The following is a 23,542-nucleotide window of genomic DNA, read 5'->3' on the forward strand; positions in this document are numbered from 1 at the left end:
CTGTCTTACTGGACGCCACGCGGCATGATGGCGCCGCGGTGGCGGATGACCAGGCCGGCCAGCCGGTGACCGGCCATCGCCGCCGCGGCGGGAGGCAGGCCGCGCAGCCGGGCGGCGAGGTAGGCAGCGTTGAAGCTGTCACCGGCAGCGGTGGTGTCAACCGGATCGATGCGCTCCGGCACCGGAACGGCGTGGACGCCGCCGTAGGCGCCGCGCACCAGGCAGCCCGCGGGGCCGGCCTTGACCACGGCCTCGGCGACGCCGAATCCGGCGAGCCGGTCGAGCGCCGCCTCCGGCGTGGCGTCGCCGTAGAGGGCCTGCATGTCCTCCAGCGAGGGCAGGGCGATGTCGCAGGCCGCGAAGACGGCCGCCATCGCCTCGCCGGCGGCGGCGGTGGAGGGCCAGCCCGCGGGGCGGTGGTTGGTGTCGAAGGCGACCAGGGCGCCGCGGCCGCGGGCCAGCGCCAGCGCCTCCATCAGGTCGGCGCGCCGGGGCGGCTCGAACAGCGACAGGGTGATGCCGGACAGGTAGACCACGCCGGCCCCCTCCAGCCCCGCCGCAAGCCGCTCCGTGCCGTCGTCCAGCATGCGCCGCACCGCCGCGGTGTCGCGCCAGTAGAAGAACCGGCGCTCGCCGTGCTCGTCGGTGCGGATGACGTAGAGGCCGGGCCGCCCGCCGGCGCGGCGGCCGACGTGCCGTGTGCCGATTCCCTCGGCCTGCCAGCGCTCCAGCAGCCAGTCGCTGTAGGGGTCGTCGCCGAGATCGGTCAGATACTCCACCTCCACCCCTTCGCGGGCCAGGTAGGCCGCGGTGTTGAGGGTGTCGCCGCCGAACCCGAATCGGGCCGCGCCCGGACCGTCCTGGGGGCCGGCGTCGACGATCTCCAGCATGCATTCGCCGATGACGGCGACACGGGGGGTGCTCATGGCGTCACAGGGTCCCCGGGGTCCGTCCCGTCATCACCAGTTCCACAAGGTGCCGTCGGCCAGCCGGGCGACCGGCAGGTAGGCGGGGTTGTAGGGGTAGGTGGCGGCCAGCTCCTCGTCGATGTCGACGCCGTGGCCGGGCACCTCGCCGGGGTGCATGTAGCCGTCCTCGAAGCGGTAGGCGTGGGGGAACACGGCGTCCGTCTCCGGGCAATGGGCCATGTGCTCCTGCACCCCGAAGTTCGGCACCCACAGGCCGAAATGCAGGGCGGCGCCCATGCAGACGGGCGACAGGTCGGTGGCGCCGTGGCAGCCGGTGCGCACCTGGTAGAGGGCGGCGAGATCGGCGATGCGGCGCAGGTGGGTGATGCCGCCGGCGTGGACCACCGAGGCCCGGACGTAGTCGATCAGCTGCTCCTGGATCAGGTCCTTGCAGTCCCAGATGCTGTTGAACACCTCGCCGACCGCCACCGGAGTCGTGGTGTGCTGGCGGATCAGCCGGAACGCCTCCTGGTTCTCGGCCGGGGTGGGGTCCTCCATCCAGAACAGACGGTAGGGCTCCAGCGACTTGCCCAGCCGCGCCGCCTCGATCGGCGTCAGACGGTGGTGCACGTCGTGCAGCAGGTGCGTCCCCATGCCGTGCTGGGTGCGGATCGCCTCGAACAGCGCCGGCACGAAGTCGAGATAGGCCTCGGTCGACCACACCGATTCCTCGGGCAGGCCGCGGGTGGCCGGCTCGTAGAACTTGCCCTTGGCGACGCCGTAGACCCCGGCCAGGCCGGGCACGCCGGACTGGGCGCGGACCGCCTTGTAGCCCTTCTCGATGTACTCGCCGACCCGGTCCACCGTCTCGGCCACGTCACGACCGTTGGCGTGGGCGTACACCATGACGCCGGCGCGGCTCGCCCCGCCCAGCAGCTGGTAGAGCGGCAGGCCCGCGGCCTTGGCCTTGATGTCCCACAGCGCCGTGTCGACGGCGGCGATGGCGGCCATGGTCACCGGCCCGCGGCGCCAGTAGGCGCCCTTGTAGAGGTATTGCCAGGTGTCCTCGATGCGGTGCGGGTCGCGGCCGATCAGGCAGGGGATGACGTGGTCGGTGAGGTAGCTGGCCACCGCAAGCTCGCGGCCGTTCAGCGTGGCGTCGCCGATGCCGTAGATCCCTTCGTCGGTGACGATCTTCAAGGTGACGAAGTTCCGCCCGGGGGAGGTGACGATGACCGAGGCGCTGTGGATCTTCATGGGGGTGGGCTCCGGTGGGGGACGGCCGGTCAGGCGACGGCGGCCGCCGAGGTGGGTGCGATCGGGGAGAGCACCGCGTCGTCGTGGTCGAACAGGTCGGGGAACCGCTGCTCCAGTTCGGGCAGCGAGGTGAGGATCTCGCGCAGATGAAGGCGCATGGCCGTGGCGGCGCCGGCCGGATCGCGCGCGGCGATGGCGTCGAACACCATCTCGTGCTGGGTGATCAGGCGGTCGAGCGGCGTCGCGTTGGGCAGGCTGAGGTAGCGCACACGGTCCATCTGCGCCTTGGTTTCCTCCACCACCCGCCACGCGTACTCGCAGCCGATGCCGAGCGCCAGGGTGCGGTGAAACGCCTCATCCAGCTCCAGGAACCGCTCCGGGCGACGGTCGTTGGCGGCCGTGCGCTGGGCGTCGAGGTTGGTCCGCAGCGCGGCCAGGACGTCGGCCGCCAGGCCTTCGCCGGCCTTGCCGACCACCGCCAGTTCCACCGCCTCGCGCACGAAGCGGGCGTCCATCACCTGCTTGACCGAGATCTTGACGACGAAGGTGCCGCGCTGGGGGCGGATCAACACCAGCCCGGCTTCGCTCAGCTTGATGAAGGCTTCGCGGACGGGCTGGCGGCTGATCCCCATGCGGGTGGCGACCTCCTGCTCGGAGAGCGGCTGGCCGGGGCTGAACTGCATGGTGACGATCGCCTGGCGCAATGCCTTGTAGACGCGCCGCGCCACGGGTTCGCCCGAATCCGGTTCCAGTCTCTCCAGCATTCCACTCCTCCCCGTTTGGTTGCCCACATCTTGCACCGTCGAAAGGGCATTGCCAACATCATTCTGCTATACTACCATACCAGGGTCATAGCAACAATGCCTGAGACGGTTCAGGCACCCCTCTAGGGAGGATCCGGCATGAGCTTCATCACCCGCACCTGGCGCGCCGCAACGCTGGGACTCGCGATGGCCACGCTCGCCGGCGGCGCGTACGCCGCCGACCACACGCTCAGTGTGAACACCGCCTTGCAGCCCCAGGACCCGCTCTTCAAGGGCCTGGAGGAGTTCAAGGCCGCCGTCGAGAAGCGCACCGACGGCAACGTCGCCGTCCGCCTGTTCCCCGGCTCGCAGCTCGGCAAGGACGAGGACGTCCTGGAGCAGGCCCGTGCCGGCGCCGGAGTCGCCGTGGTCGTCGACGGCGGCCGGCTCGCCGTCTTCGTGAAGGAGTTCGGCATTCTCGGGGCGCCCTACCTGGCCCAGGGCTACGACGGCATCCGCAAGGTCGTCACGTCGCCCCTGTTCGAGGAGTGGGCGGAGAAGCTGCGCAAGGCGTCCGGCCACCAGGTCCTGTCCTTCAACTGGTGGCAGGGCGAGCGCCACCTGCTGACCAACAAGCCGGTGGCGGTGCCCGCCGACCTGCAGGGCGTGCGCATGCGCACCCCGGGCGCGCCGGTGTGGATGGAGACGATCCGCGCCATGGGCGCCACCCCGACGCCGATGGGCTGGTCGGAGGTGTACACCGCCCTCCAGCAGCAGGTGATCGACGCGGTCGAGGCGCAGGACCCCGCCAGCTACGGCTCGCGCCTCTACGAGGTGACCAAGCACCTGACCAAGACCGGGCACATCAACCTGATCACCGGCCTGGTGACCAGCGCGGCCTGGTTCGACGCCCTGCCGGCGGAGTACCGCACGATCCTGCGCGAAGAGGCCCTGAAGGCCGGCGACAGCGCGTCGCGCGGGACCGAAGCCTCGCTGCTGGACTATGAGAAGAAGATGGCGGACGAGGGCATGACGGTGACCGAGATCGACGTCACCCCGTTCCGCGAGGCGACCCGCTCGGTCTACGACACGCTGGGCTACGGCGAGCTGCACAAGCAGGTCGACGCCATGCTGCAGAAGTAAGCACCGTCTCTTCCCGCCCCGCTTTCGCGGGCCGCCCCCGAGCGCACGCGCGACGGGGCGGCCCGCGCCCGAAGGACTGCCGCCATGAGCTCATGGTTTGCGAAGGCAGAAGCGGCGGTTGCCATGCTTCTGCTCGCCGTCATCGTTGTCCTCGTCTTCGCCGCGGGGGTGATGCGCTGGTTCGGCCATCCCCTGGTGTGGTCGGTGGATCTCGCCCAGCTCCTGTTCGTCTGGGTCGCCTTCCTGGGCGCCGACCTTGCGCTGCGCAAGCGCGCCCACATCGGCATCGACTACCTGGTCAAGCGCCTGCCGGCCCGCGCCCGTTCCCTGCTGGAGCTGGTGCTGGGCGCCGTCGTCCTGGGCTTCCTGCTCAGCATGACCGTGCTCGGCTACCGCCTGACCCTGCTGAACCTGGAACGCCAGTTCGGCGACAGCGGCATCAGCTACGCGTTCGTGACCTCGGCGGTGCCCATCGGCTGCCTGCTGCTCGCCTTCACGCTGCTGGGGCAGATGCTGCAGACCGCGTGGCGCCTGCGCAGCCGGCCGCAGCCCGTGTTCGCGCCGGCCCAGGCCACGGTGCCGCCCACCGGGGCCGCCGTTGAGGAGATCGCCCCATGACGCTCTTGGCCGTAAGCTTCTTCGCCCTCATGATGCTGGGCGTTCCCATCGCCTTCGCCATCGGCATCGCCGGCTTCACCTTCTTCGCCACCAGCGACATCATGCCGATGGCGATCGGGGTGCAGCAGGTGGCGACGGCATCCCAGAGCTTCCCGCTGCTGGCCGTGCCGTTCTTCGTGCTGGCCGGTCACATGATGAACCGCACCGGGATCACCAGCCGGCTGATCGGCTGCTCCAACGTCCTGGTGTCGTGGATGGCCGGCGGGCTGGCCCAGGTCTGCATCGTGCTGTCGACGCTGATGGGCGGCGTCTCCGGCTCCGCCGTCGCCGACGCGGCCATGGAGGCCCGCATCCTCGGGCCCAGCCTGATCCAGCGCGGCTACTCCAAGGGCTTCACCTCGGCCACCATCGCCGTGGGCTCCCTCATCACCGCCACCATCCCGCCCAGCCTCGGCCTCATCCTCTACGGGTTCGTCGGCAACGTGTCGATCGGCCGGCTGTTCCTGGCCGGCATCGTCCCCGGCCTGCTGATGATGGTGGTGCTGATGGTGACGGTGTGGCTCATCGCCCGGCGCCGCGACTACCGCCCCGAAATGGCCCACCGCCCGAGCGGCCGCGAGGTGTGGCGGGCCGTCGCCGACGCCAAGTGGGCGCTGTTCTTTCCGCTGGCCCTTCTGGTGGCGATCCGCGGCGGCCTGTTCACCCCGTCGGAGGTCGGCGCCTTCGCCGTGGTCTACGCCGTGGTCGTCGGCTTCCTGCTGCACCGCGAGCTGACGGTGGCGGCGATGCTGGAGGCGCTGCGCGAGGCGGTGGTCGACACCGGCCTGATCATGCTGATCATCCTGTTCTCCGGCATGGTCGGCTACGCCATCATCTTCGAGCAGGCACCGCAGACCATCGCCGCGGCGATGACCCAGCTCACCACCGAGCCGATCCTGGTGGTGGCCCTGGTGCTGCTGTTCCTGCTGATCGCCGGCCTGTTCGTGGAAAGCACGGTGCTGGTGCTGCTGCTGACGCCGATCTTCCTGCCGATCGTCCAGCCGCTGGGAGTCGACCCCGTCCACTTCGGCATCCTGATGATGACCATCGTCACCCTGGGGTCGATGACCCCGCCGGTGGGGGTGGCCATGTACACGGTGTGCAGCCTGCTGGACTGCCCGGTGGAGGAGTACATCGTCGAGTGCCTGCCCTTCGTCGCCGCCGTGCTGGCGCTGGTGGTGGTGCTGACCCTGTTCCCGGGCATCGTCCTGTTCCTGCCGAACATGCTGATGTGAGGTCCGGATGCTGCACGACGACCGCCTGTTCCCGGCCGAGCCGACCACGCGTGCCATCGCGCGCCGGCTCTTCGCCGAGGTCCGCGACCTGCCCATCGTCAGCCCGCACGGCCACACCGACCCGGCGTGGTTCGCCGAGGACCGGCCCTTCGCCGACCCTGCCAGCCTGCTGGTGATCCCCGACCACTACCTTCTGCGCATGCTGTACAGCCAGGGCGTGCCCCTGGAGCGGCTGGGGGTTCCCCGCCGCGACGGCGGGCCGGTGGAGACCGATCCGCGGGCGATCTGGCGCACCGTGGCCGCGCACTGGCACCTCTACCGCGGCACGCCCACCCGGCTGTGGTGGGAGTACGCGCTGGAACGGGTGTTCGGGGTCACCGAGCGCCTCGCCCCGGCCACCGCCGACGCCATCTTCGACCGCATCGCCGACTGCCTGGCGCGGCCCGAGTTCCGCCCCCGGGCGCTCTACGACCGCTTCAACATCGAGGTGCTGGCGACCACCGAGGGGCCGCTCGACCCGCTGGACCACCACAAGGCGATCCAGGCCTCGGGCTGGGGCGGGCGGGTGATCACCACCTTCCGCCCCGACCCCGTGCTCGACCCCGACACCCCGGGTTTCCGCACCAACCTGGAGGCGCTGGGGGCGATGACCGGCGAGGATGCCCTGTCCTGGACCGGCTATCTCGCCGCCCTGCGGCGGCGGCGCGCCGATTTCCGGGCCTGTGGCGCCACCGCCACCGACCATGGCCACGCCACCGCGGCCACCGCCGACCTGGACCCGGGGGCCGCCGCCGCCCTGTTCGAGCGCGTGGTCGCCGGCCGCGGCGATGCCGCCGACGCCGAGCGGTTCCGCGCCCAGATGCTGACGGAGATGGCGCGGATGAGCGTGGAGGACGGGATGGTCATGCAGATCCACCCCGGCGTCCACCGCAACCACAACGCCTGGATGCACCGCACCTTCGGCCCCAACCACGGGGATGACATTCCCGTGCGCGGCGGCTTCGTCGCCGAGCTGAAGCCCCTGCTCGACCGCTTCGGCAACGAGCGCGACCTGACCATCATCCTGTTCACCCTGGACGAGACCACCTACGCGCGCGAGCTGGCGCCGCTGGCCGGGCACTACCCGGCGCTGCGGCTCGGCCCGGCCTGGTGGTTCCACGACAGCCCGGAGGGGATGATGCGTTACCGCGCGCGCATGACCGAGACCGCCGGCTTCTGCAACACCGTCGGCTTCAACGACGACACCCGGGCCTTTCCGTCGATCCCGGCGCGCCACGACGTGGCGCGCCGGGTCGACTGCGCCTTCCTGGCCCGGCTGGTCGCCGAACACCGCCTGGACGAGGACGAGGCCCGCGACCTCGCCGTCGCCCTCTCCCACACCCTGGCGAAGAAGGCCTACAAGCTGTGACCAAGCGTCTCGACGCCGCCGCCCTGGCGGAGCTGCCCGAGGGCGTGGCGCGCCCACGCTACGACCGCGCCGCGCTGGGCACCGGCATCGTCCACATCGGCCTGGGCGCGTTCCATCGCGCCCACCAGGCGGTCTACACCGAGGACGCGCTGAACCGCGCCGGCGGCGGCGACTGGGGGATCTGCGGGGTGTCCCTGCGCAGCCCCGACACCCGCGACGCCCTCGCCCCCCAGGACAATCTCTACACCGTGGCGGTGCGCGACGCCGCCGGCCAGCGCCTGCGGGTGGTCGGCGCGCTCACCGAGACCCTGGTGGCCCCGGAGGACCCGGGCGCCGTGCTCGACCGCCTGACGCGGCCGGGGGTGCGCGTGGTCACCGTGACGGTGACCGAGAAGGGCTATTGCCACGAGCCCTCCACCGGCGCCCTGGACGAGCGCCACCCGGACATCCAGGCCGACCTCGCCAGCCCCGGCCGGCCACGCACCGTCGCCGGCTTCCTGGTGGAGGCGCTGGCCCGCCGGCGCGCCGCCGGCGTGGCCCCCTTCACGGTGCTGTCCTGCGACAACCTTCCGGGCAACGGGGAGGTGACGGCCGGCATCCTGCGGCGCTTCGCGGCGCTGCGCGATCCCGGCCTGGGGCGCTGGATCGAGGACACCGTGGCGTGCCCCAACAGCATGGTCGACCGCATCGTCCCCGCCACCACCGAGGCGGACCGGACGGCGGTGGCGGAGGCGCTGGGCGTCGCCGACGCCTGGCCAGTGATGACCGAGGCGTTCAGCCAGTGGGTGGTCGAGGACCGCTTCCCCGCCGGCCGGCCGGCGTGGGAGCGCGAGGGGGCCGAACTGGTCGCCGACGTGCGCCCGTTCGAGACCATGAAGCTGCGCCTGCTCAACGCCAGCCACTCCTGCATCGCCTATCTGGGCTATCTCGCGGGCCACGAGACGGTGGCGCAGACCATCGCCGAGCCGGCCTTCGCCCGCCTGGTCGCCCGCCTGATGGACGAGGAGGTTTCGCCGACCCTGGCGATGCCGGCGGGCGTCGACCTCGCCGCCTACAAGGCGGCCCTGCTGCGGCGCTTCGCCAATCCGGCGCTGAAGCACCGGACCTGGCAGATCGCCATGGACGGCACCCAGAAGCTGCCGCAGCGCCTGCTCGGCACCATCGCCGACCGCCTCGCCGCCGGTGCCCCGGTCGACCGGCTGGCCCTTGGCGTCGCGGCGTGGATGCGCTACGTCACCGGGGTCGACGAGGCGGGGCGGCCGATCGACGTGCGCGATCCCCTGGCCACCCGGCTGCGGGCGCTGGCCGACGCGGCCGGCCCGGTGGCCGGCCGGTTGGCGCCGGCCCTCCTGGGGGTGGCCGAGGTGTTCGGCGACGCGCTGCCCCGCAACCCCCTGTTCGTGCAGGCGGTGACGGACGCCCTGGAGCGCGTGTACGCGAAGGGGGCCGGCGCCTGCGTTGAGGAGCTGTCATGACCCTGCCCCGGTTCGAACCCCTGCTGGCCGGCACCACGGTGATCCCGGTGCTGGTGATCGACGACCCCGCCACCGCCGTGCCGATCGCCCGGGCCCTGGTCGCCGGCGGGCTGAAGGCGCTGGAGGTGACCCTGCGCACCGCGGCGGCGCTGGCCTGCATCGAGGCGATGGCCAAGGCCGTGCCCGACGCCCTGGTGGGCGCCGGCACGCTGACCCGTCCCGGCGACGTCGCCGCCGCCCGCGACGCCGGCGCCCGCTTCCTGGTCAGCCCCGGCCTGACCGACGGGCTGGCGGCGGCGGCGCTGGCCAGCGGGCTGCCGTACCTGCCCGGCGTCGCCACCGTCACCGAGGCCCTGCGGGCGCGCGAGCACGGCTTCGTGGAGCAGAAGTTCTTCCCCGCCGGCATCAACGGCGGCGCCCCGGCCCTCCAGGGCTTCGCGCCGCTGCTGCCGGACGTGCGCTTCTGCCCGACCGGCGGCGTCAAGCCCGGCAACAAGGCCGACTACCTCGGCCTGCCCAACGTGTTCGCCGTCGGCGGCACGTGGCTGCTGCCGGCCGAGGCGGTGCGTGCGGGCGACTGGGCGGAGGTCGAGCGCCTGGCCCGCGAGGCGGCGGCGGGGTGACGGCGCGCCAATGTTGACATTGCCGGCGCCGGCCCGCTAACTGCCGCCCGCAATTCCATCGTTCCCGGCGTCGCGCCCGCATGCTCTCCCTCTCCGTCGTCATCCCCACCCGCGACCGCGCCGGCGCGCTGATCGACACGCTGCAGGCCTGCCGGCGCCACGCCGGCGGGATCGGCATGGAGATCGTCGTCGTCGACCTGGGCTCGCGCGACGACACGGTGGCCCGGCTGCGGGCGCTGGCGGCGGAAGACCCGCAGCTGTCCTGGTGCGCTCTCGACGGCGGCCAGGGCGCCGCCGCCGCCCGCAACCGCGGGGCGGCGCTGGCGCGCAACGACGTCGTGCTGTTTCTCGGCGACACCCTGCGCCCGGCCGACGACGGGTTCTTCGCGGCCCATCTGGAGGTGCACGCGCGCTTCCCCGACCCGGCCACCGCGGTCCTCGGCCGGGTCGGCTGGGCCGACCGCCCGGGTGCGGGCAGCGAGCTGTTCGCACCGCTGCCGCAGGTCGCGGGCGGGCCGGGCGAACTCACCCCCTATGGCTGGCACGACTGGCGGGCGGCACGGGCGGAGAACCTCTCGGTGAAGCGCGGCGCGGTCGCCGACTGGGTGGCCCAGGGCTTCGACCCCGCGCTGGCGCCGGACGCCGACGGCGGCGGGCTCGACGCGGTGGAGCTGGCGTGGCGGCTGGCCGGCGGGTCGGCGGGCCTGCGCCTGTTCCACACCCCGGCGGCGCGGGCCGTCGACGGCCGCGGCTGGAGCCTGGAGCGCCTGATGGCGCACCACGCCGCGGCCGGGGCGCTGGTGCGCACCCTGGCGGCCCGCGACGGCGCGCCGGGGCCGGCCGATTTCGGCCTGGAGCCGGTGGAGGAGGCGCTGAACCGTCCGGGTGCGCCGGCGGATCCCGGCGTCGTCGCCGATTACCTGGCAATGGTCGAGGCGGTGAAGGCCTGGGCCCGCCTGTTCGACGGCCAGGACGGCACCGGCGGGGCGGCGGTGAAGCCGGCGCTGGTGCTGGCCTTCGCCCAGGGCTATCTGCTCTCCGCCCCGGCCGGCGCCAACCTTCCCGAGGCGTGCCGGATCACCCTGGAATCCTGCCGCCAGCGGATCGCCCGGGTGGTGCAGGCGGTGGCCACCGGTGCGCCGCTGGGGCCGGCGCCGGACGGTGCGGCGGCCTGGCGGGGACCGCGCCAGGGACGGCTCTCCCGGTTGCGCAACTGGGCCCGCCAGAAGCCGGCGCTGGTGCGCGTCTACCAATGGCTTCGCGCGGTTCGGAGCCGTTGACGCGAAGGGCAGCGAAGGGTCAGCGAGGGGTCATGTTCTCGGTCGTCATTCCCGTCTACAACCACCGCCCCTATGTGCTGGACGGGCTGGTGTCGGCGCTGCGGGCGCGGCTCGTCAGCGAGGTGCTGGTGGTCGACGACGGGTCGCGGGACGGCTCCGCGGCGCTCCTGGAGCGCATCGCCGCCCCCCATGGCGCCCGGGTGCGCAACCTCACCCCGCCGGGCGGCGGCAACGCCGGGGCCCACGCGCGCCTCAACGAACTGGTCGCGGCGGCGGCGCAGCCGTGGATCGCCGTGCTGAACTCCGACGACGCCTTCCTGCCCGACCGTTTCACCGTCGCCGCCCAGCGGGTGCGGCGCACGGCGGTGGATTTCGTGGCCGGCCACATCCTCATCATGGACGGCGAGGGGCGGCCGCTCGGGCGCAAGCGCGGTCCGCTCGACCCGGAATACCCGTTTCCCGCGGGCATGGACGTGGCCGGCCTGCTGGCGGCCGGCGACCTGCTGCCGCTGCTGGCCTGCCAGAACTTTCTGGCGACCACGTCGAACATGATGTTCACCAAGGCGCTGTGGGAGAGGGTCGGCGGTTTCGCCGACCATCGCTACGTCCACGACTGGGACTTCGCGCTGCGCGCCACCGCCCTGGGGACGCCGGCCTATGTGCCGCTCTACCTCACCCGCTACCGGGTGCACGGGTCGAACACCATCTCCGAGAGCGCCGAGCGGGTGGACCGCGAGACCACCGCGGTGTTCGGGCGCTTTTGCGCCGACTTCCCGGACCACGCGGCGCGGCCGGAGGTGGCCATGGGGCTGGCCGGCAACCGCCATGTCCTGCACGACCGTCCGAGCCAGGGGGAGGCCGCGGCATGACCGGTGGCGCGATCCACGTCTTCACCAGCATCGCCCCGAATTACCTGCCCAAGGCGCGGGTGCTGGCGCGCTCCGTGCGGCGCTGGCTGCCCGAGGCGCGCATCCACCTGGCGCTGATCGACGCCTGGCCGGCCGACCTGGACGCCGCGGCGGAGCCCTTCGACGAGGTGCACACCCTGGATGGCATGGCCGCCGCCGGGCTTGCCGCCGGGGTGATGCCGAACGGGTTCGCCCCGTGGGCGTTCATCCACACGCTGGTGGAGCTGTCGACCGCCGTGAAGGGCTTCATGGTGCAGCGCCTGCTGGAACGGCCGGGCTGCGCCAAGGTGCTCTACTTCGATCCCGACATCGCCCTGTTCGCGCGGCCGGACCCGGTGCTCGACGCCCTGGACGGGCACGACCTGGTGCTCACGCCCCACGCCTGCGAGCCCGAGGAGACGATCCAGGCGATCCACGACAACGAGCTGGTGGCGATGCGCCACGGCATCTTCAATCTGGGCTTCGTCGGTGTCGCCAACCGCCCGGAAGGGCACCGCTTCGCGGCCTTCTGGCGCCACCGCCTGGAGCATTTCTGCTTCGACGATGTGCCGGCCGGCCTGTTCACCGACCAGAAATGGCTCGACCACGCCCCGGCCTACTTCCCCACCACGGGGGTGCTGCGCCACCCCGGCCTGAACGTCTCGACCTGGAACCTCACCCACCGCAGGGTCGAGGGCGAGGCCGGCGCCGGTCCGACGGTGAACGGCCAGCCCCTGGTCTTCTATCATTTCACCGGCTTCGACAGCGGCGCCCAGCGCACCATGCTGGACCTCTATGGCGCCGGCCAGCCGGCCCTCGACGGGCTCTACGCGTGGTACCGCGCCGCCTGCCTGGCCGAGGGCGAGGAGCGGGAGCGCGGCCGCCCCTGGACCCACGCCACCTACGACGACGGTGTGGTGGTGGCCAAGGCGGAACGCAGCTTCCTGCGCCATCATCCCGACGTCGCGGAGACCTTCGCCGACCCCTTCAGCGCCCGCGACCCGGCGCGCTCCTACCGCCACTGGTACGAGGGGTACAGGGCCGGGGCGGCGTCCGGCGGCCGGTGAACGGTCACGGGCCGCGGGGTGCGATTGAACTTCCGGCCGGGGGCCGGTCCGCGGTAAGGATAGGCGCCGCGCCCGGGCGGCGCGGCGTGGCGACGGAGGCCCCTGCATTGGACAACATCGACGACATCGCCACCGCGGCCCCGCCGCTGGACGTCGACGCCATCGTCACGCGGTTCGCGGCCCGTGACGCGACGGTGGCCATCGTCGGCATGGGCTATGTCGGCCTGCCCCTGGCCCACGCGATGGGGCGGGCGGGGTTCTCCATCCTCGGCTTCGACGTGGACGACGCCAAGGTGGACCAGCTCAACGCCGGGCGCTCCTACATCCGCCACATCGACTCCTCGGCCGTCGCCGCGCTGGTCGCCGCGGGCCGGCTGGTCGCCACCGCCGACCCGGCGCGCCTCGGCGAGGCCGACGCGGTCGTCATCTGCGTGCCGACGCCGCTGACCCGCCACCGCGAACCCGACATCGGCTTCGTCCTCGAGACCACCGAGACGATCGCCCGCCACCTCCGGCGCGGCCAGCTCATCGTCCTGGAATCGACCACCTATCCCGGCACCACCACGGGCGAGATGCGGCCCATCCTGGAGCGCGGCGGCCTGCGCTCCGGCACCGATTTCTTCCTCGCCTACTCGCCCGAGCGCGAGGACCCCGGCAACCCGACCTACGCCACCGCGGCCATCCCCAAGGTGGTCGGCGGCGACGGCCCGGACGCCCTGCGGATCGCCCGCGCCATGTACGACCAGGTGGTCGCCGGCACCGTGCCCGTGTCGTCGACCGCCACGGCCGAAGCGGTGAAGCTGACCGAGAACATCTTCCGCTCCGTCAACATCGCCCTGGTCAACGAGCTGAAGACCATCTACGGGGCCATGGGCATCGACGTCTGGGAGGTCATCGAGGCGGCGAAGTCCAAGCCGTTCGGCTACATGCCGTTCTACCCGGGGCCGGGACTGGGCGGGCACTGCATCCCGATCGACCCGTTCTACCTCACCTGGAAGGCGCGGGAGTTCGAGATCACCACCCGGTTCATCGAGCTGGCGGGCGAGATCAACACCGCCATGCCGCGCCTCGTGGTCGACCGGCTCGCCCGTGCGCTCGACGAGCGCTTCGGGCGCGGCCTCAGGGGCGCCCGCATCCTGCTGATCGGCATGGCCTACAAGAAGAACGTCGACGACACCCGGGAAAGCCCGTCCTACAAGCTGATCGAACTGATGGAAGGGCGGGGGGCGACCGTCGCGTACCATGACCCGTACGCCCCGGTGATCCCGGCGACCCGCGAGCATCCGGAGCTGGCGGGGCGGCGCTCGGTGGAGTGGACGCCGGACGTCATCGCCGGCTTCGACGCCGCGCTGATCGCCACCGACCACGACTGCATCGACTACGCCGCGCTGGTGGCGCACAGCCGCCTCGTCGTCGACACCCGCAACGCCACGGCCGGGGTCGCCGACCGCACGCGCATCGTGAAGGCTTGAGTGAGCGCCGGATTATCCCAGGAAGGACGGACGGTTCAGCCATGACGATCAAGATCATCGTTGCCAACGACAAGGGCGGGGTCGGCAAGAGCACGCTGGCCCAGATGTGCGTTCTCCACGTCGGCCGGGCCTTCCGCGAGGTGCGCGCCGTCGAGTACGACCGGCAGCCCAAGCTCGGGCGCTTCTTCGACCCGGGGGTCGTGCAGACCTTCTCGATCGCCCCGGACTGGCACGCCCAGCTGACCCAGCCCCGGCGCGTCGCCGAGTACTGGGACCCGATGATCAAGTGGCTGACCGTGCAGCGGCCGCTGGTCGCCGATTTCGGCGCCCAGGCCTGGGCCTATTTCGCGCAGTGGGCCGCCGACTCCTCGCTGGGCGAGCTGGTCGACACGTCGTCCATGGTGGTCCTCGTCCCCTTCACCGCCGACCTCGAGGCGATCGCCGCCGCGCAGCGCATCCTCGACGCGGTGCCCGGGCTGATGCCGGCGGCCCGCGTGGTGCTGCTGTCGTGCGACAAGGACGGCGAGATGGCGCTGCTCGGCCGCCACCCCGCGCTGACCGCGCTGATGGCCAGTGCGGCGGAGCGCAAGATCCCGATGCGCTCGCTGCCCACCCTCACCGCCGAAGGCTACCCCGCGCTGGCGGCGTTCGGGCTGCGCTTCGACACGATCTGCACGGCCACGCCCAAGGACCTGCTGTCGCGTGCCGGGCTGCCGCCCGCCGTGGCGGTGCGCACCATCAAGGCGGTCCGGGCCTGGGTGGCGGCGACCGACGCGCTGCTGGCGGGGATCGTCGACGAACGCCGGGCGCCGCCCCAGACCGCTGAGCAGCCCCAGCCCCAGCCCCAGCCCCAGCCCCAGCCCCAGCCCCAGCCCCAGCCGGAGCCCCAGCCCCAGGCGCGGCCGCTGCTGAGCGCGGTGTCCTGAAGGCCGCCGTCCTGGCGGGCGGTTGCGTGATTCCACGCGTCCTCCCATATGGAACGGCGGAGGGTTCCGCTTCATCGTGACGGCCGGGGCCGGGAAGGAACGATTGGCACGATGAGTTCGGACATCATCCCCGAGATCCCCGGCGCGCCGGACGACGCCGACCGCCGGGCCGCGGTCCGCCTCATCGCCGCCCAGGTGCGTGGCGACGGCGTGGAGGCCGACATCGAGTCCGTGCCGGCGCGCTGGATGGTGACCGCCGTGCACGAGGTGGTGGTGCCGGGCACCGACCGCCGCCTGCGGCTGCGCTTCCGCGTTCCGGTCGGACCGCTGCCGGAGGTCGAGGCGGCGGTGTGGGAGACTCTGGTCCGCCCCGAAGGGTTCACCCGGGGCGACGCCAAGGCCCTGGGCAAGACGGTCAAGGCGGCCTGCCTCGGCTCCAACGCGGTGGAGAAGGGGCGGGGGCGGGTGGACGCCTGGGTGGCGTCGATGGCCGAGCGCACCGCCCCCCTGGGCGAGGCGTGGCGGCCGGCCGGGGTGGTCGACGAGCTGGCCCGCGCCGCGTCCTACGGCGGCCGCATTCCCCGCCTGCAGGCCCTGCTCGATGCGCTGGAGGAGGCGTTCTCCACGGCGGTCGCCCGCGCCGGCCTGCGGGTGCGCCGCTCCAAGCTGGAGGAGGCGTCGGGCCTCGGCGTCTACCTCGACGGCTTCGCCGCCGCGCGCGCCATGGTGCGCAAGCTGCGCCTCTACGTCGGTCCCACCAACTCCGGCAAGACCCACGCGGCGATGGACCGCCTGGCCCAGGCCGACAGCGGCTGCTACCTGGCCCCCTTGCGCCTGCTGGCGCTGGAGGGGCAGGAGGCGATGGAGACCCGCGGCCGGCCCTGCAGCCTGGTGACCGGCGAGGAACGCGACGTCCGCCCCGGCGCCGCCCACACCTCCTCGACCATCGAGATGGTCAACACCAACCGGGTGTGGGGGGCGTGCGTCATCGACGAGATCCAGATGATCGGCGACCCCGACCGCGGCTGGGCCTGGACCCAGGCGGTGGCCGGCGTCGCCGCGCCGGAGATCGTGATGACCGGCTCGGCCGACGCCATCCCCTACATCCGCCGCCTGGTCGAGGCGACCGGCGAGGAGCTGGAGATCGTCGAGTTCACCCGCAAGTCGCCCCTCCGGGTGCAGGAGGAGCGGGTGCCGCTGGACGCGGTGCGGCGCGGCGATGCCGTGGTCGCGTTCTCCCGGCGCGACGTCATGGGGCTGCGGCGCGAGCTGCTGGCCCGCGACCACACCGTGGCGGTGATCTACGGCGCCCTGTCCCCCGAGGTGCGCCGGGCCGAGGCCCGCCGCTTCCGCGAGGCGGCCGCCGACGTGCTGGTGGCCACCGACGCCATCGGCATGGGGCTCAACCTGCCGATCGCCCGGGTGGTGCTGTCGACCACCCGCAAGTTCGACGGCCGCGAGGAGCGCGAGCTGACGCCGTCGGAGATCCGCCAGATCGGCGGCCGCGCCGGCCGCTACGGCATGCACGAGGAGGGCCGGGTGGCGGTGCTGGAGGGGGAGAGCATCAACCCCGTGCGCCGCGCCCTGACCAGCCCGCCGCTGCCGCCGGAAGACCCGCGGCCGTGGATCTCGCCCAACCTCATCCACGTCGAGGCGATCGCCCGCGAGCTCGACACCGACAGCCTGGCCAAGGTGCTGCGCACCGCCGGGCAGGAGCTGCTGCGGGCCCACCAGACCTTCCGCATGACCGACCTGGAAGGGCGCATCCAGGCGGCGCTGGCGGTCGACCGGGCGCGCCTGCCGCTGGCCGTGCGCGACGTGCTGGCGCGCTGCCCGGTCGACAGCCGCGATCAGAACCAGCTCCGCCTGCTCGGCCAATGGGCGATGAACCAGGGCAAGGAACGGCCCAACCCGGCACCGGCCGAGGCCGACCAGTTCACCCACCACGTCGGCACCGACGTCGAGCTGGAAGCGGCGGAGCGCGCCGTGAAGGGGCTGACCTCCTACGCCTGGCTCGCCTACCGCTTTCCCGACGCCTACCCCGACATGGATGTGTGCCTGGAGCGGCGGGCCACCCTGAACGCCTTCATCGAGCGCACGCTGGCCGAGCGCAGCCTGCAGCGGGCGTGCCCGGTGTGCGGCACCCGGCTGAAGGCCACCCACCGCTTCCGGGTGTGCGACGCCTGCTACAGCGCGCGGCTGGCCCACCGCGGCGGGCCGCCGCGGCACCGCGGCCGGGACCATCCCCACTTCCATCACCCCGTCGGCGGGGCCGCCGGGGGGGCCGCCGCGGGAGGCGCCGGCCGGACCGGGGCCGGCAGCACCGGGTCCGGAGGCGCGGAGGGCGGCGCCGAGGGTCGCGACGGGGCGGTGCCGGGGCCCGCCACGAAGCGGCGGGGTGGCGAGCGCGGACGCCGCGGGCCGGGCCGCGCGAAAGGGTGAGCGGCCGGCTCTGAGCGGGTTTCGCCGGATCGGGCCGCCGGCCCGGCCCGGCGAAACCCGGTTAGCGGGCGATGAGCCGCCGCGCCTCCTCGCAGCGCAGCCGGAGCGCCGCGCGGTCACGCTGCTCGGCGATGCACCTCTCCCCCGTCTCCTGGACGTGGACGAGCTGGCTCAGCAGGGCGCGGCGTTGCTCCTCGGCGTCGGCGTAGGGTGCCAGCCGCGCCAGGGCGTCGGCGAGACGGATGAGGACGGCGGGCATGGCGCTTCCCGCCTGCCGGATCTGGTCGAACGCCGCCCGCACCACCCCGTCGCAGTCGGTCACGTCGCGGACGACGCGCAGGCGTCCGTCGGCGTCGCTGTGCGTGGCGGCCTCCGGCGGGCGTGCGAAGACGAGGGACAGCGCGGACGAGAGGTTGTCGATGACGGCGATGCCGGTGAAGACGTCGTTGATGCCGGGCGACAGGGCGCGCAGCGCGATCTCCACCAGCTGGCGGATGCCGTACTCCAGGTCCTGGCTCGGCGTCCGCTCGGCGCCGATGATGAAGGCGCCGCGGAGGGCCTGAACCAGCGCGTCGGTGTGGGCGTCGGGCGGATGCACGCCGACGTGGGCGCCCTGGGCGAGCACGAAGTGGCCGGGCCGGACCATCACCCACACCACCGCGCCGGCGGCCTTGGCCTCGCGCATCAGGGCGTCGAAGTCGACGGCCTCGACGTAGCCGTCGCGCCCGAGGCCGAACCAGGCCGTGCCGTCGGGCGGCGGCGGCGGTGGCGGCGCCGGCGGCGAGTCCGAGTCCGGCAGCAGCCGGTCGATGGTGGTCCGCAGGTCGTGGGTCACCTCCTGGACGACGTTGTCGTACATGATGGCGCGGGCGAGCTTGTGGACGAAGAACAGCAGCACGAACAGGCACAGCGCCGACAGCGCCGTTCCCACGCTGACCGCCAGGTGCGGGATGCCCTGGGTGGACGGGCCGCCGATGCTGCGGAACACGACCAGCAGGTAGAGAATCGTCGACACGAACAGGCCGAGCACCCCTTGCGTCTGCGGGTCGCTGATGAAGTTGCGCACAAGGCGCGGCCCGAGCTGTCCGGCCGCCAGGGTCAGCACCACGACGGTGATCGAGACCACCAGCGAGGTCATGGTGATGATGCCGGAGAGCAGCGCGCCCATGATCTCGCGCGCGCTCTCCGGGTCGCCGCTGTAGACCAGCCACAGCTCGAGAGCGCCATCGGGCAGCAGCTCCCGGTGGGTCAGCAGCACGACCGCCAGGGCCACGGCGGCGATGCTCATCAGCAGCGGCACGAACCAGAGGGTGGCGCGCAGGAGCATCCAGTAGTGGCGCAGGCGGTCTTGCATGGATCGGAGGTCCGTCGGTGGCGGGGCTTCCCTGGAAACGCGCGGGGCGGCGAAGTGCCCCGCGCCGGGGCGCGTTTTCCCCGGGGGTGGGCGGGGAACCTCGCGGCGCGGCGTGCCGTTGCCGCTGTCAGGCGCTGCCCGCGCGTTCCGGCGATGGCTGGCGGCACCACGGAGGGAAGCCGATGTTCTTCGACGGTTGGGCCGGGTTGGGCCGCGTGCTGGTGGTCGGCGTCCTGGCCTACGCCGCGCTGGTGCTGCTGCTGCGGGTGTCCGGCAAGCGCACGCTGACCAAGTTGAACGCCTTCGATCTGGTGGTCACGGTGGCGCTCGGCTCGACCCTCGCCACCGTGCTGCTGAGCAAATCCGTCGCCCTGGTGGAGGGCGTGCTGGCGCTGGCGCTGCTCGTCGTCCTGCAATACGCGATGACGTGGCTCTCGGTGCGGTCGCCGCGGGTGCAGGCGCTGGTCAAGGCCCAGCCGACGATGCTCGTCTACCGCGGCGAGATCCTGCCGGCCGCCCTGCGCCAGCAGCGGGTCACCCGCGAGGAGGTGATGGCGGTCCTGCGCGCCCATGGCCGGCCCGGTCTGGAGGGCGTGTTCGCCGTGGTTCTGGAAACCGACGGCTCGTTCAGCGTCCTGTCCGCCGGCGCCTCGGGAACGCCGGCCGCCCTGGAGACCGTCCGCCATCCATGATTCCCCCGCGGGCGGTCGGCCCCGGAGGCGGTGTGGAGCGATCGGCATCTGGTCTGATGGACCGTGGGTGTCCGTCGCTCGCCGAGCTTCCGCCTTGATCCGTGCGACGGGGATGGTCTAGATGCATCACCCGCCGGCGGCGGGCAGCAGAGAGGGGCGGAGCATATGACCATCGTGGTGACCGGCGCGGCCGGCTTCATTGGCTCCCACGTGGCGGCGGCGCTGCTGGCGCGCGGCGAAACCGTCGTCGGCGTCGACAACCTGAACGACTACTACGACGTGGCGCTGAAGCAGGCACGGCTGGCGCGCATCGAGGGCCGGCCCGGGTTCCGCTTCGTGCGCGCCGACATCGGCGAGCGCGCCGCGGTGGAGGCGCTGGTGCCGGAGATCCAGGACTGCACCGGCATCGTCCACCTCGCCGCCCAGGCCGGCGTGCGCTACTCGCTGGAAAACCCCTACGCCTACGTCGACACCAACGTCACCGGCCAGGTGGCGATGCTGGAGGCGGCGCGTCGCCTGCCCAAGCTGCGGCACCTGGTCTACGCCAGTTCCTCCTCGGTCTACGGTGGCAACACCGCGTTGCCGTTCTCCATCGACGACCGGGTCGACCGCCCGCTCTCGGTCTACGCCGCCACCAAGAAGGCCGGCGAGATGCTGGCCCACGCCTACGCCCACAACTACGGCATCGCGTCCACCGGCCTGCGCTTCTTCACGGTGTACGGCCCATGGGGCCGCCCGGACATGGCGGCCTATCTGTTCGCCGACGCGATCGTCGCCGGCCGCCCGATCCGCGTCTTCAACGGCGGCAACATGAAGCGCGATTTCACCTACATCGACGACATCGTCGCTGGGGTGGTGGCGGCGCTGGACCGTCCGGCGCCGGCCGACGACCACGGCGTGCCGCACCGGGTGTTCAACCTCGGCAACCACCGCTGCGAGGAGCTGATGCGCTTCATCGCCCTGATCGAGGGCGCGCTGGGGCGCGAGGCGGTGAAGACGATGGAGCCTATGCAGATGGCCGACGTCCCCGCCACCTACGCCGACATCGACGCCAGCCGGCGGGAGCTGGGCTACGAGCCCGCCACCCCCATCGACGTCGGCATCCCGCGCTTCATCGACTGGTACAAGACCTACCATAAGGTGGGCTGAGGCGCCGCGCGGGCGGCCCTACACCACCCCGCGGGCCGTCAGCGCCTCGATCACCTGGTCGGCCAGGGCCTCGGCGTCGTGGTCGCCGGCGGCCAGGGTCACCTCCGGGGTCTCCGGCGGCTCGTAGGGCGAGCTGATGCCCGTGAAGTTGGCGATGGCGCCGGCGCGGGCCTTGGCGTAGAGGCCCTTGGCGTCGCGGCGTTCGCAGACGTCCAGCGGGGCGTCCACGAAGACCTCCAGGAACTCGCCCTGCTCGACCAGGGACCGGGCCATGCGGCGCTCCTCGCGGAAGGGCGAGATGAAGGAGACCAGGACGATCAGCCCGGCGTCGACGAACAGCCTGGCGGTCTCGGCGACGCGGCGGATGTTCTCGACCCGGTCCTCCTCGGTGAAGCCGAGGTCCTTGTTGAGGCCGTGGCGCACGTTGTCGCCGTCCAGCATGTAGGTGTGGAAGCCGCGGCCGTGCAGCTTCTTCTCCACGAGGTTGGCGACGGTGGACTTGCCGGCCCCGGACAGGCCGGTGAACCACAGGACGCAGGGCTTCTGGCCCTTGGCGACGGCGCGCGCCGCCTTGTCCACGGTGACCGGCTGCCAATGGATGTTCTGGGCCCGGCGCAGGGCGAAGTTGATGGTGCCGCAGCCCAGGGTGGCGTTGGACACCCGGTCGATCAGGATGAACGACCCGGTCTCCCGGCAATCGGCGTACGCGTCGAAGGGCACGGCGTGGTCGAGCGCCAGGTTGCACAGGCCCACCTCGTTCAGCTCCAGCCGCTTGGCGGCGGTGTGCTCCAGGGTGTTGACGTTGACCTTGTGCTTGATCTCGGTGACCTGGCCGCCGACGACATGGGTGCCGAACTGCAGCAGGTAGCCGCGGCCCGGGATCATCGCGTGGTCGTTCATCCACACGATGTGGGCGGCGAACTGGTCGGCCACCTCCGGGCGGGCGTCGGCGGCGGCGATCACGTCGCCGCGGCTGACGTCGATCTCGTCGGCCAGGGTCAGGGTCACCGCCTGACCGGCCACCGCCACATCCAGGTCGCCGTCCATGGTGACGATGCGCGCGACCCGGCTGGTGCGCGCCGAGGGCAGCACCGCCACCGTGTCGCCGGGGCGCACCCGACCGGCGGCGATGGTGCCGGAGAAGCCGCGGAAATCCTGGTTGGGGCGGTTGACCCACTGGACGGGGAGGCGGAACGGCGTGCCCGTGCGGTCGGCGGCGACCTCCACCCCTTCCAGATGGGCCAGCAGGGTCGGCCCCTGCCACCAGCCCAGGGCGTCGCCGCGGGTGGTGACGTTCTCCCCGGCCAGCGCGGAGATCGGGATGCAGGTCACCGACGGGATGGACAGCCGCTCGGCGAAGGCGCGGTAGTCCGCGGCGATCGCCTCGAAGCGCGCCTGGTCGTAGCCGACCAGGTCCATCTTGTTCACCGCCACCACCACGTGGCGGATGCCCAGCAGCGAGACGATGAAGCTGTGGCGCCGGGTCTGGGTCAGCACGCCCTTGCGGGCGTCGACCAGAAGCACCGCCACATCGGCGGTGGAGGCGCCGGTGGCCATGTTGCGGGTGTACTGCTCGTGGCCGGGGGTGTCGGCGACGATGAACTTGCGGCGGTCGCTGGCGAAGAAGCGGTACGCGACGTCGATGGTGATGCCCTGCTCGCGCTCCGCCTGAAGGCCGTCGGTCAGCAGCGCCAGGTCGATGCCGCCCCCGGTGGTGCCCCAGCGCGCGCTGTCCTTGTCCAGGGCGGCGAGCTGGTCCTCGAAGATCTGCTTGCTGTCGTAGAGCAGGCGGCCGATCAGCGTGCTCTTGCCGTCGTCGACGCTGCCGCAGGTTATGAAGCGCAGCAGGTCCTTGTTCTCCTGCTCGCGCAGATACGCCACCACCTCGTCCGTGGCGGCCTGAAACTGGTCCTGCATCAGAAGTAGCCTTCCTGCTTCTTGCGCTCCATGGAGGCGGACTGGTCGTGGTCGATGACCCGGCCCTGGCGTTCGGAGGTGCGCGACAGCAGCATCTCGCGGATGATCTCGGGCAGGCTGGCGGCGCGGCTCTCGACGGCGCCGGTCAGCGGGTAGCAGCCCAACGTGCGGAACCGCACCCAGCGCAGCGCAGGGTCCTCACCCGGCCGCAGCGGCATCCGCTCGTCGTCGACCATGATCAGGGTGCCGTCGCGCTCCACCACCGGGCGCGGCTTGGCGAAGTACAGCGGCACCACCGGAATGCCTTCCAGGTAGATGTATTGCCAGATGTCCTGCTCGGTCCAGTTGGACAGCGGGAACACCCGGATGCTCTCGCCTTTGTGGACCCGGCCGTTGTAGAGGTTCCACAGCTCCGGCCGCTGGTTCTTCGGGTCCCAGCGGTGGCTGGCGCTGCGGAAGGAGAAGATGCGCTCCTTGGCGCGGCTCTTCTCCTCGTCGCGCCGCGCCCCGCCGAACGCGGCGTCGAAGCCGTACGTGTCGAGGGCCTGGCGCAGCGCCTGGGTCTTCATGACGTCGGTGTGCACCGACGACCCGTGGCTGAACGGGCCGATGCCCTGGGCCACGCCCTCCTGGTTGACGTGCACCAGCAGGTCCAGCCCCAGTTCGCGGGCGCGCTGGTCGCGGAACGCGATCATCTCGCGGAACTTCCACGTGGTGTCCACGTGCAGCAGCGGGAACGGCGGCTTGGACGGATGGAACGCCTTCATCGCCAGGTGCAGCATCACCGCGCTGTCCTTGCCGATGGAGTAGAGCATCACGGGGTTGCGGAACTGCGCCGCCACCTCGCGCATGATGTGGATGCTCTCCGCCTCCAGGCGCTGCAGGTGGGTCAGGCGGACGGGGTCGG

At 72.3% G+C, this 23,542-nt stretch carries 20 protein-coding genes; 14 read left to right on the forward strand and 6 right to left on the reverse strand.

Going from position 1 to position 23,542, the window contains the following annotated elements; translation table 11 throughout:
* Window positions 1-5 precede the first annotated feature (5 nt).
* From AC6H2I_RS04065 to AC6H2I_RS04075, 3 genes are read right to left on the reverse strand one after another with little or no spacing between them, the layout of a single operon-like run.
* Window positions 6-926, reverse strand: a complete 921-nt coding sequence (locus AC6H2I_RS04065; protein ID WP_497499294.1) for a sugar kinase — start codon at window positions 924-926, stop codon at window positions 6-8.
* A gap of 33 nt (window positions 927-959) precedes the next feature.
* Entirely contained in the window at window positions 960-2,165 is a 1,206-nt protein-coding gene (manD, locus tag AC6H2I_RS04070; RefSeq protein WP_497499295.1) for a D-mannonate dehydratase ManD, read from the reverse strand.
* A gap of 29 nt (window positions 2,166-2,194) precedes the next feature.
* Window positions 2,195-2,929 carry a GntR family transcriptional regulator gene (locus tag AC6H2I_RS04075; RefSeq protein ID WP_497499296.1) on the reverse strand — a complete coding sequence of 245 codons (735 nt, stop codon included), beginning with the start codon at window positions 2,927-2,929 and terminating at the stop codon, window positions 2,195-2,197.
* Window positions 2,930-3,067: 138 nt separating this feature from the next.
* On the opposite strand from AC6H2I_RS04075, the gene AC6H2I_RS04080 reads away from it, so the two are divergent.
* From AC6H2I_RS04080 to AC6H2I_RS04135, 12 genes are all read left to right on the forward strand, one after another.
* Window positions 3,068-4,051, forward strand: a complete 984-nt coding sequence (locus tag AC6H2I_RS04080) for a C4-dicarboxylate TRAP transporter substrate-binding protein (protein WP_497499297.1) — start codon at window positions 3,068-3,070, stop codon at window positions 4,049-4,051.
* Between the two features lie 84 nt (window positions 4,052-4,135).
* Window positions 4,136-4,669 carry a TRAP transporter small permease gene (locus AC6H2I_RS04085; protein ID WP_497499298.1) on the forward strand — a complete coding sequence of 178 codons (534 nt, stop codon included), beginning with the start codon at window positions 4,136-4,138 and terminating at the stop codon, window positions 4,667-4,669.
* Window positions 4,666-5,943, forward strand: a complete 1,278-nt coding sequence (locus AC6H2I_RS04090; protein WP_497499299.1) for a TRAP transporter large permease — start codon at window positions 4,666-4,668, stop codon at window positions 5,941-5,943. Before AC6H2I_RS04085 ends, AC6H2I_RS04090 begins: the two co-directional genes overlap by 4 nt.
* Window positions 5,944-5,950: 7 nt before the next feature.
* Window positions 5,951-7,351: a glucuronate isomerase gene (gene uxaC / locus AC6H2I_RS04095; protein ID WP_497499300.1), complete on the forward strand. Its 1,401-nt coding sequence runs from the start codon at window positions 5,951-5,953 to the stop codon at window positions 7,349-7,351.
* Window positions 7,348-8,826, forward strand: coding sequence for a mannitol dehydrogenase family protein (locus AC6H2I_RS04100; RefSeq protein ID WP_497499301.1), 1,479 nt, complete (start codon window positions 7,348-7,350; stop codon window positions 8,824-8,826). Before uxaC ends, AC6H2I_RS04100 begins: the two co-directional genes overlap by 4 nt.
* Window positions 8,823-9,449 carry a bifunctional 4-hydroxy-2-oxoglutarate aldolase/2-dehydro-3-deoxy-phosphogluconate aldolase gene (gene eda, locus AC6H2I_RS04105; protein WP_497499302.1) on the forward strand — a complete coding sequence of 209 codons (627 nt, stop codon included), beginning with the start codon at window positions 8,823-8,825 and terminating at the stop codon, window positions 9,447-9,449. The genes AC6H2I_RS04100 and eda overlap by 4 nt, the downstream gene beginning before the upstream one ends.
* An 80-nt stretch (window positions 9,450-9,529) precedes the next feature.
* Window positions 9,530-10,729 carry a glycosyltransferase family 2 protein gene (locus tag AC6H2I_RS04110; RefSeq protein ID WP_497499303.1) on the forward strand — a complete coding sequence of 400 codons (1,200 nt, stop codon included), beginning with the start codon at window positions 9,530-9,532 and terminating at the stop codon, window positions 10,727-10,729.
* Window positions 10,730-10,761: 32 nt separating this feature from the next.
* A complete protein-coding gene (locus tag AC6H2I_RS04115) occupies window positions 10,762-11,598 on the forward strand; it encodes a glycosyltransferase family 2 protein (RefSeq protein ID WP_497499304.1) in 837 nt (278 codons plus the stop codon).
* Window positions 11,595-12,683, forward strand: a complete 1,089-nt coding sequence (locus AC6H2I_RS04120; protein ID WP_497499305.1) for a hypothetical protein — start codon at window positions 11,595-11,597, stop codon at window positions 12,681-12,683. Before AC6H2I_RS04115 ends, AC6H2I_RS04120 begins: the two co-directional genes overlap by 4 nt.
* Before the next feature lie 107 nt (window positions 12,684-12,790).
* The gene (locus tag AC6H2I_RS04125; RefSeq protein ID WP_497499306.1) at window positions 12,791-14,155 is read left to right on the forward strand and encodes a nucleotide sugar dehydrogenase; all 1,365 of its coding nucleotides are present in this window, start codon (window positions 12,791-12,793) and stop codon (window positions 14,153-14,155) included.
* A gap of 41 nt (window positions 14,156-14,196) precedes the next feature.
* Complete coding sequence (locus AC6H2I_RS04130) at window positions 14,197-15,081, forward strand: hypothetical protein (RefSeq protein WP_497499307.1); 885 nt, start codon at window positions 14,197-14,199, stop codon at window positions 15,079-15,081.
* A 111-nt stretch (window positions 15,082-15,192) separates the two neighbouring features.
* Complete coding sequence (locus tag AC6H2I_RS04135; RefSeq protein WP_497499308.1) at window positions 15,193-17,523, forward strand: helicase-related protein; 2,331 nt, start codon at window positions 15,193-15,195, stop codon at window positions 17,521-17,523.
* 61 nt (window positions 17,524-17,584) lie between these two features.
* Here the strand turns inward: AC6H2I_RS04135 and AC6H2I_RS04140 are convergent, their stop codons facing one another.
* Window positions 17,585-18,877, reverse strand: coding sequence for a DUF2254 domain-containing protein (locus AC6H2I_RS04140; protein ID WP_497499309.1), 1,293 nt, complete (start codon window positions 18,875-18,877; stop codon window positions 17,585-17,587).
* A 182-nt stretch (window positions 18,878-19,059) separates the two neighbouring features.
* Between AC6H2I_RS04140 and AC6H2I_RS04145 the strand changes: the two genes are divergently transcribed.
* Window positions 19,060-19,569 (forward strand): DUF421 domain-containing protein, encoded by a 510-nt coding sequence (locus tag AC6H2I_RS04145; protein WP_497499310.1) that lies wholly within the window; start codon window positions 19,060-19,062, stop codon window positions 19,567-19,569.
* 165 nt (window positions 19,570-19,734) lie between these two features.
* Complete coding sequence (locus AC6H2I_RS04150) at window positions 19,735-20,718, forward strand: SDR family NAD(P)-dependent oxidoreductase (RefSeq protein WP_497499311.1); 984 nt, start codon at window positions 19,735-19,737, stop codon at window positions 20,716-20,718.
* A gap of 18 nt (window positions 20,719-20,736) precedes the next feature.
* On the opposite strand, the gene cysN is transcribed toward AC6H2I_RS04150, so the two are convergent.
* Entirely contained in the window at window positions 20,737-22,635 is a 1,899-nt protein-coding gene (cysN, locus tag AC6H2I_RS04155; protein WP_497499312.1) for a sulfate adenylyltransferase subunit CysN, read from the reverse strand.
* The gene (gene cysD, locus AC6H2I_RS04160) at window positions 22,635-23,528 is read right to left on the reverse strand and encodes a sulfate adenylyltransferase subunit CysD (protein WP_497499500.1); all 894 of its coding nucleotides are present in this window, start codon (window positions 23,526-23,528) and stop codon (window positions 22,635-22,637) included. Before cysD ends, cysN begins: the two co-directional genes overlap by 1 nt.
* Between the last annotated feature and the right edge of the window lie 14 nt (window positions 23,529-23,542).

It is taken from the genome of Azospirillum sp. NS33 (assembly GCF_059703765.1).

Coding starts and splice junctions, on each gene's coding strand:
- AC6H2I_RS04065 (WP_497499294.1), bottom strand. CDS start 926: ATGAGCACCCCCCGTGTCGCCGTCATCGGCGAATGCATGCTGGAGATC.
- manD (WP_497499295.1), bottom strand. CDS start 2,165: ATGAAGATCCACAGCGCCTCGGTCATCGTCACCTCCCCCGGGCGGAAC.
- AC6H2I_RS04075 (WP_497499296.1), bottom strand. CDS start 2,929: ATGCTGGAGAGACTGGAACCGGATTCGGGCGAACCCGTGGCGCGGCGC.
- AC6H2I_RS04080 (WP_497499297.1), top strand. CDS start 3,068: ATGAGCTTCATCACCCGCACCTGGCGCGCCGCAACGCTGGGACTCGCG.
- AC6H2I_RS04085 (WP_497499298.1), top strand. CDS start 4,136: ATGAGCTCATGGTTTGCGAAGGCAGAAGCGGCGGTTGCCATGCTTCTG.
- AC6H2I_RS04090 (WP_497499299.1), top strand. CDS start 4,666: ATGACGCTCTTGGCCGTAAGCTTCTTCGCCCTCATGATGCTGGGCGTT.
- uxaC (WP_497499300.1), top strand. CDS start 5,951: ATGCTGCACGACGACCGCCTGTTCCCGGCCGAGCCGACCACGCGTGCC.
- eda (WP_497499302.1), top strand. CDS start 8,823: ATGACCCTGCCCCGGTTCGAACCCCTGCTGGCCGGCACCACGGTGATC.
- AC6H2I_RS04110 (WP_497499303.1), top strand. CDS start 9,530: ATGCTCTCCCTCTCCGTCGTCATCCCCACCCGCGACCGCGCCGGCGCG.
- AC6H2I_RS04115 (WP_497499304.1), top strand. CDS start 10,762: ATGTTCTCGGTCGTCATTCCCGTCTACAACCACCGCCCCTATGTGCTG.
- AC6H2I_RS04120 (WP_497499305.1), top strand. CDS start 11,595: ATGACCGGTGGCGCGATCCACGTCTTCACCAGCATCGCCCCGAATTAC.
- AC6H2I_RS04130 (WP_497499307.1), top strand. CDS start 14,197: ATGACGATCAAGATCATCGTTGCCAACGACAAGGGCGGGGTCGGCAAG.
- AC6H2I_RS04135 (WP_497499308.1), top strand. CDS start 15,193: ATGAGTTCGGACATCATCCCCGAGATCCCCGGCGCGCCGGACGACGCC.
- AC6H2I_RS04140 (WP_497499309.1), bottom strand. CDS start 18,877: ATGCAAGACCGCCTGCGCCACTACTGGATGCTCCTGCGCGCCACCCTC.
- AC6H2I_RS04145 (WP_497499310.1), top strand. CDS start 19,060: ATGTTCTTCGACGGTTGGGCCGGGTTGGGCCGCGTGCTGGTGGTCGGC.
- AC6H2I_RS04150 (WP_497499311.1), top strand. CDS start 19,735: ATGACCATCGTGGTGACCGGCGCGGCCGGCTTCATTGGCTCCCACGTG.
- cysN (WP_497499312.1), bottom strand. CDS start 22,635: ATGCAGGACCAGTTTCAGGCCGCCACGGACGAGGTGGTGGCGTATCTG.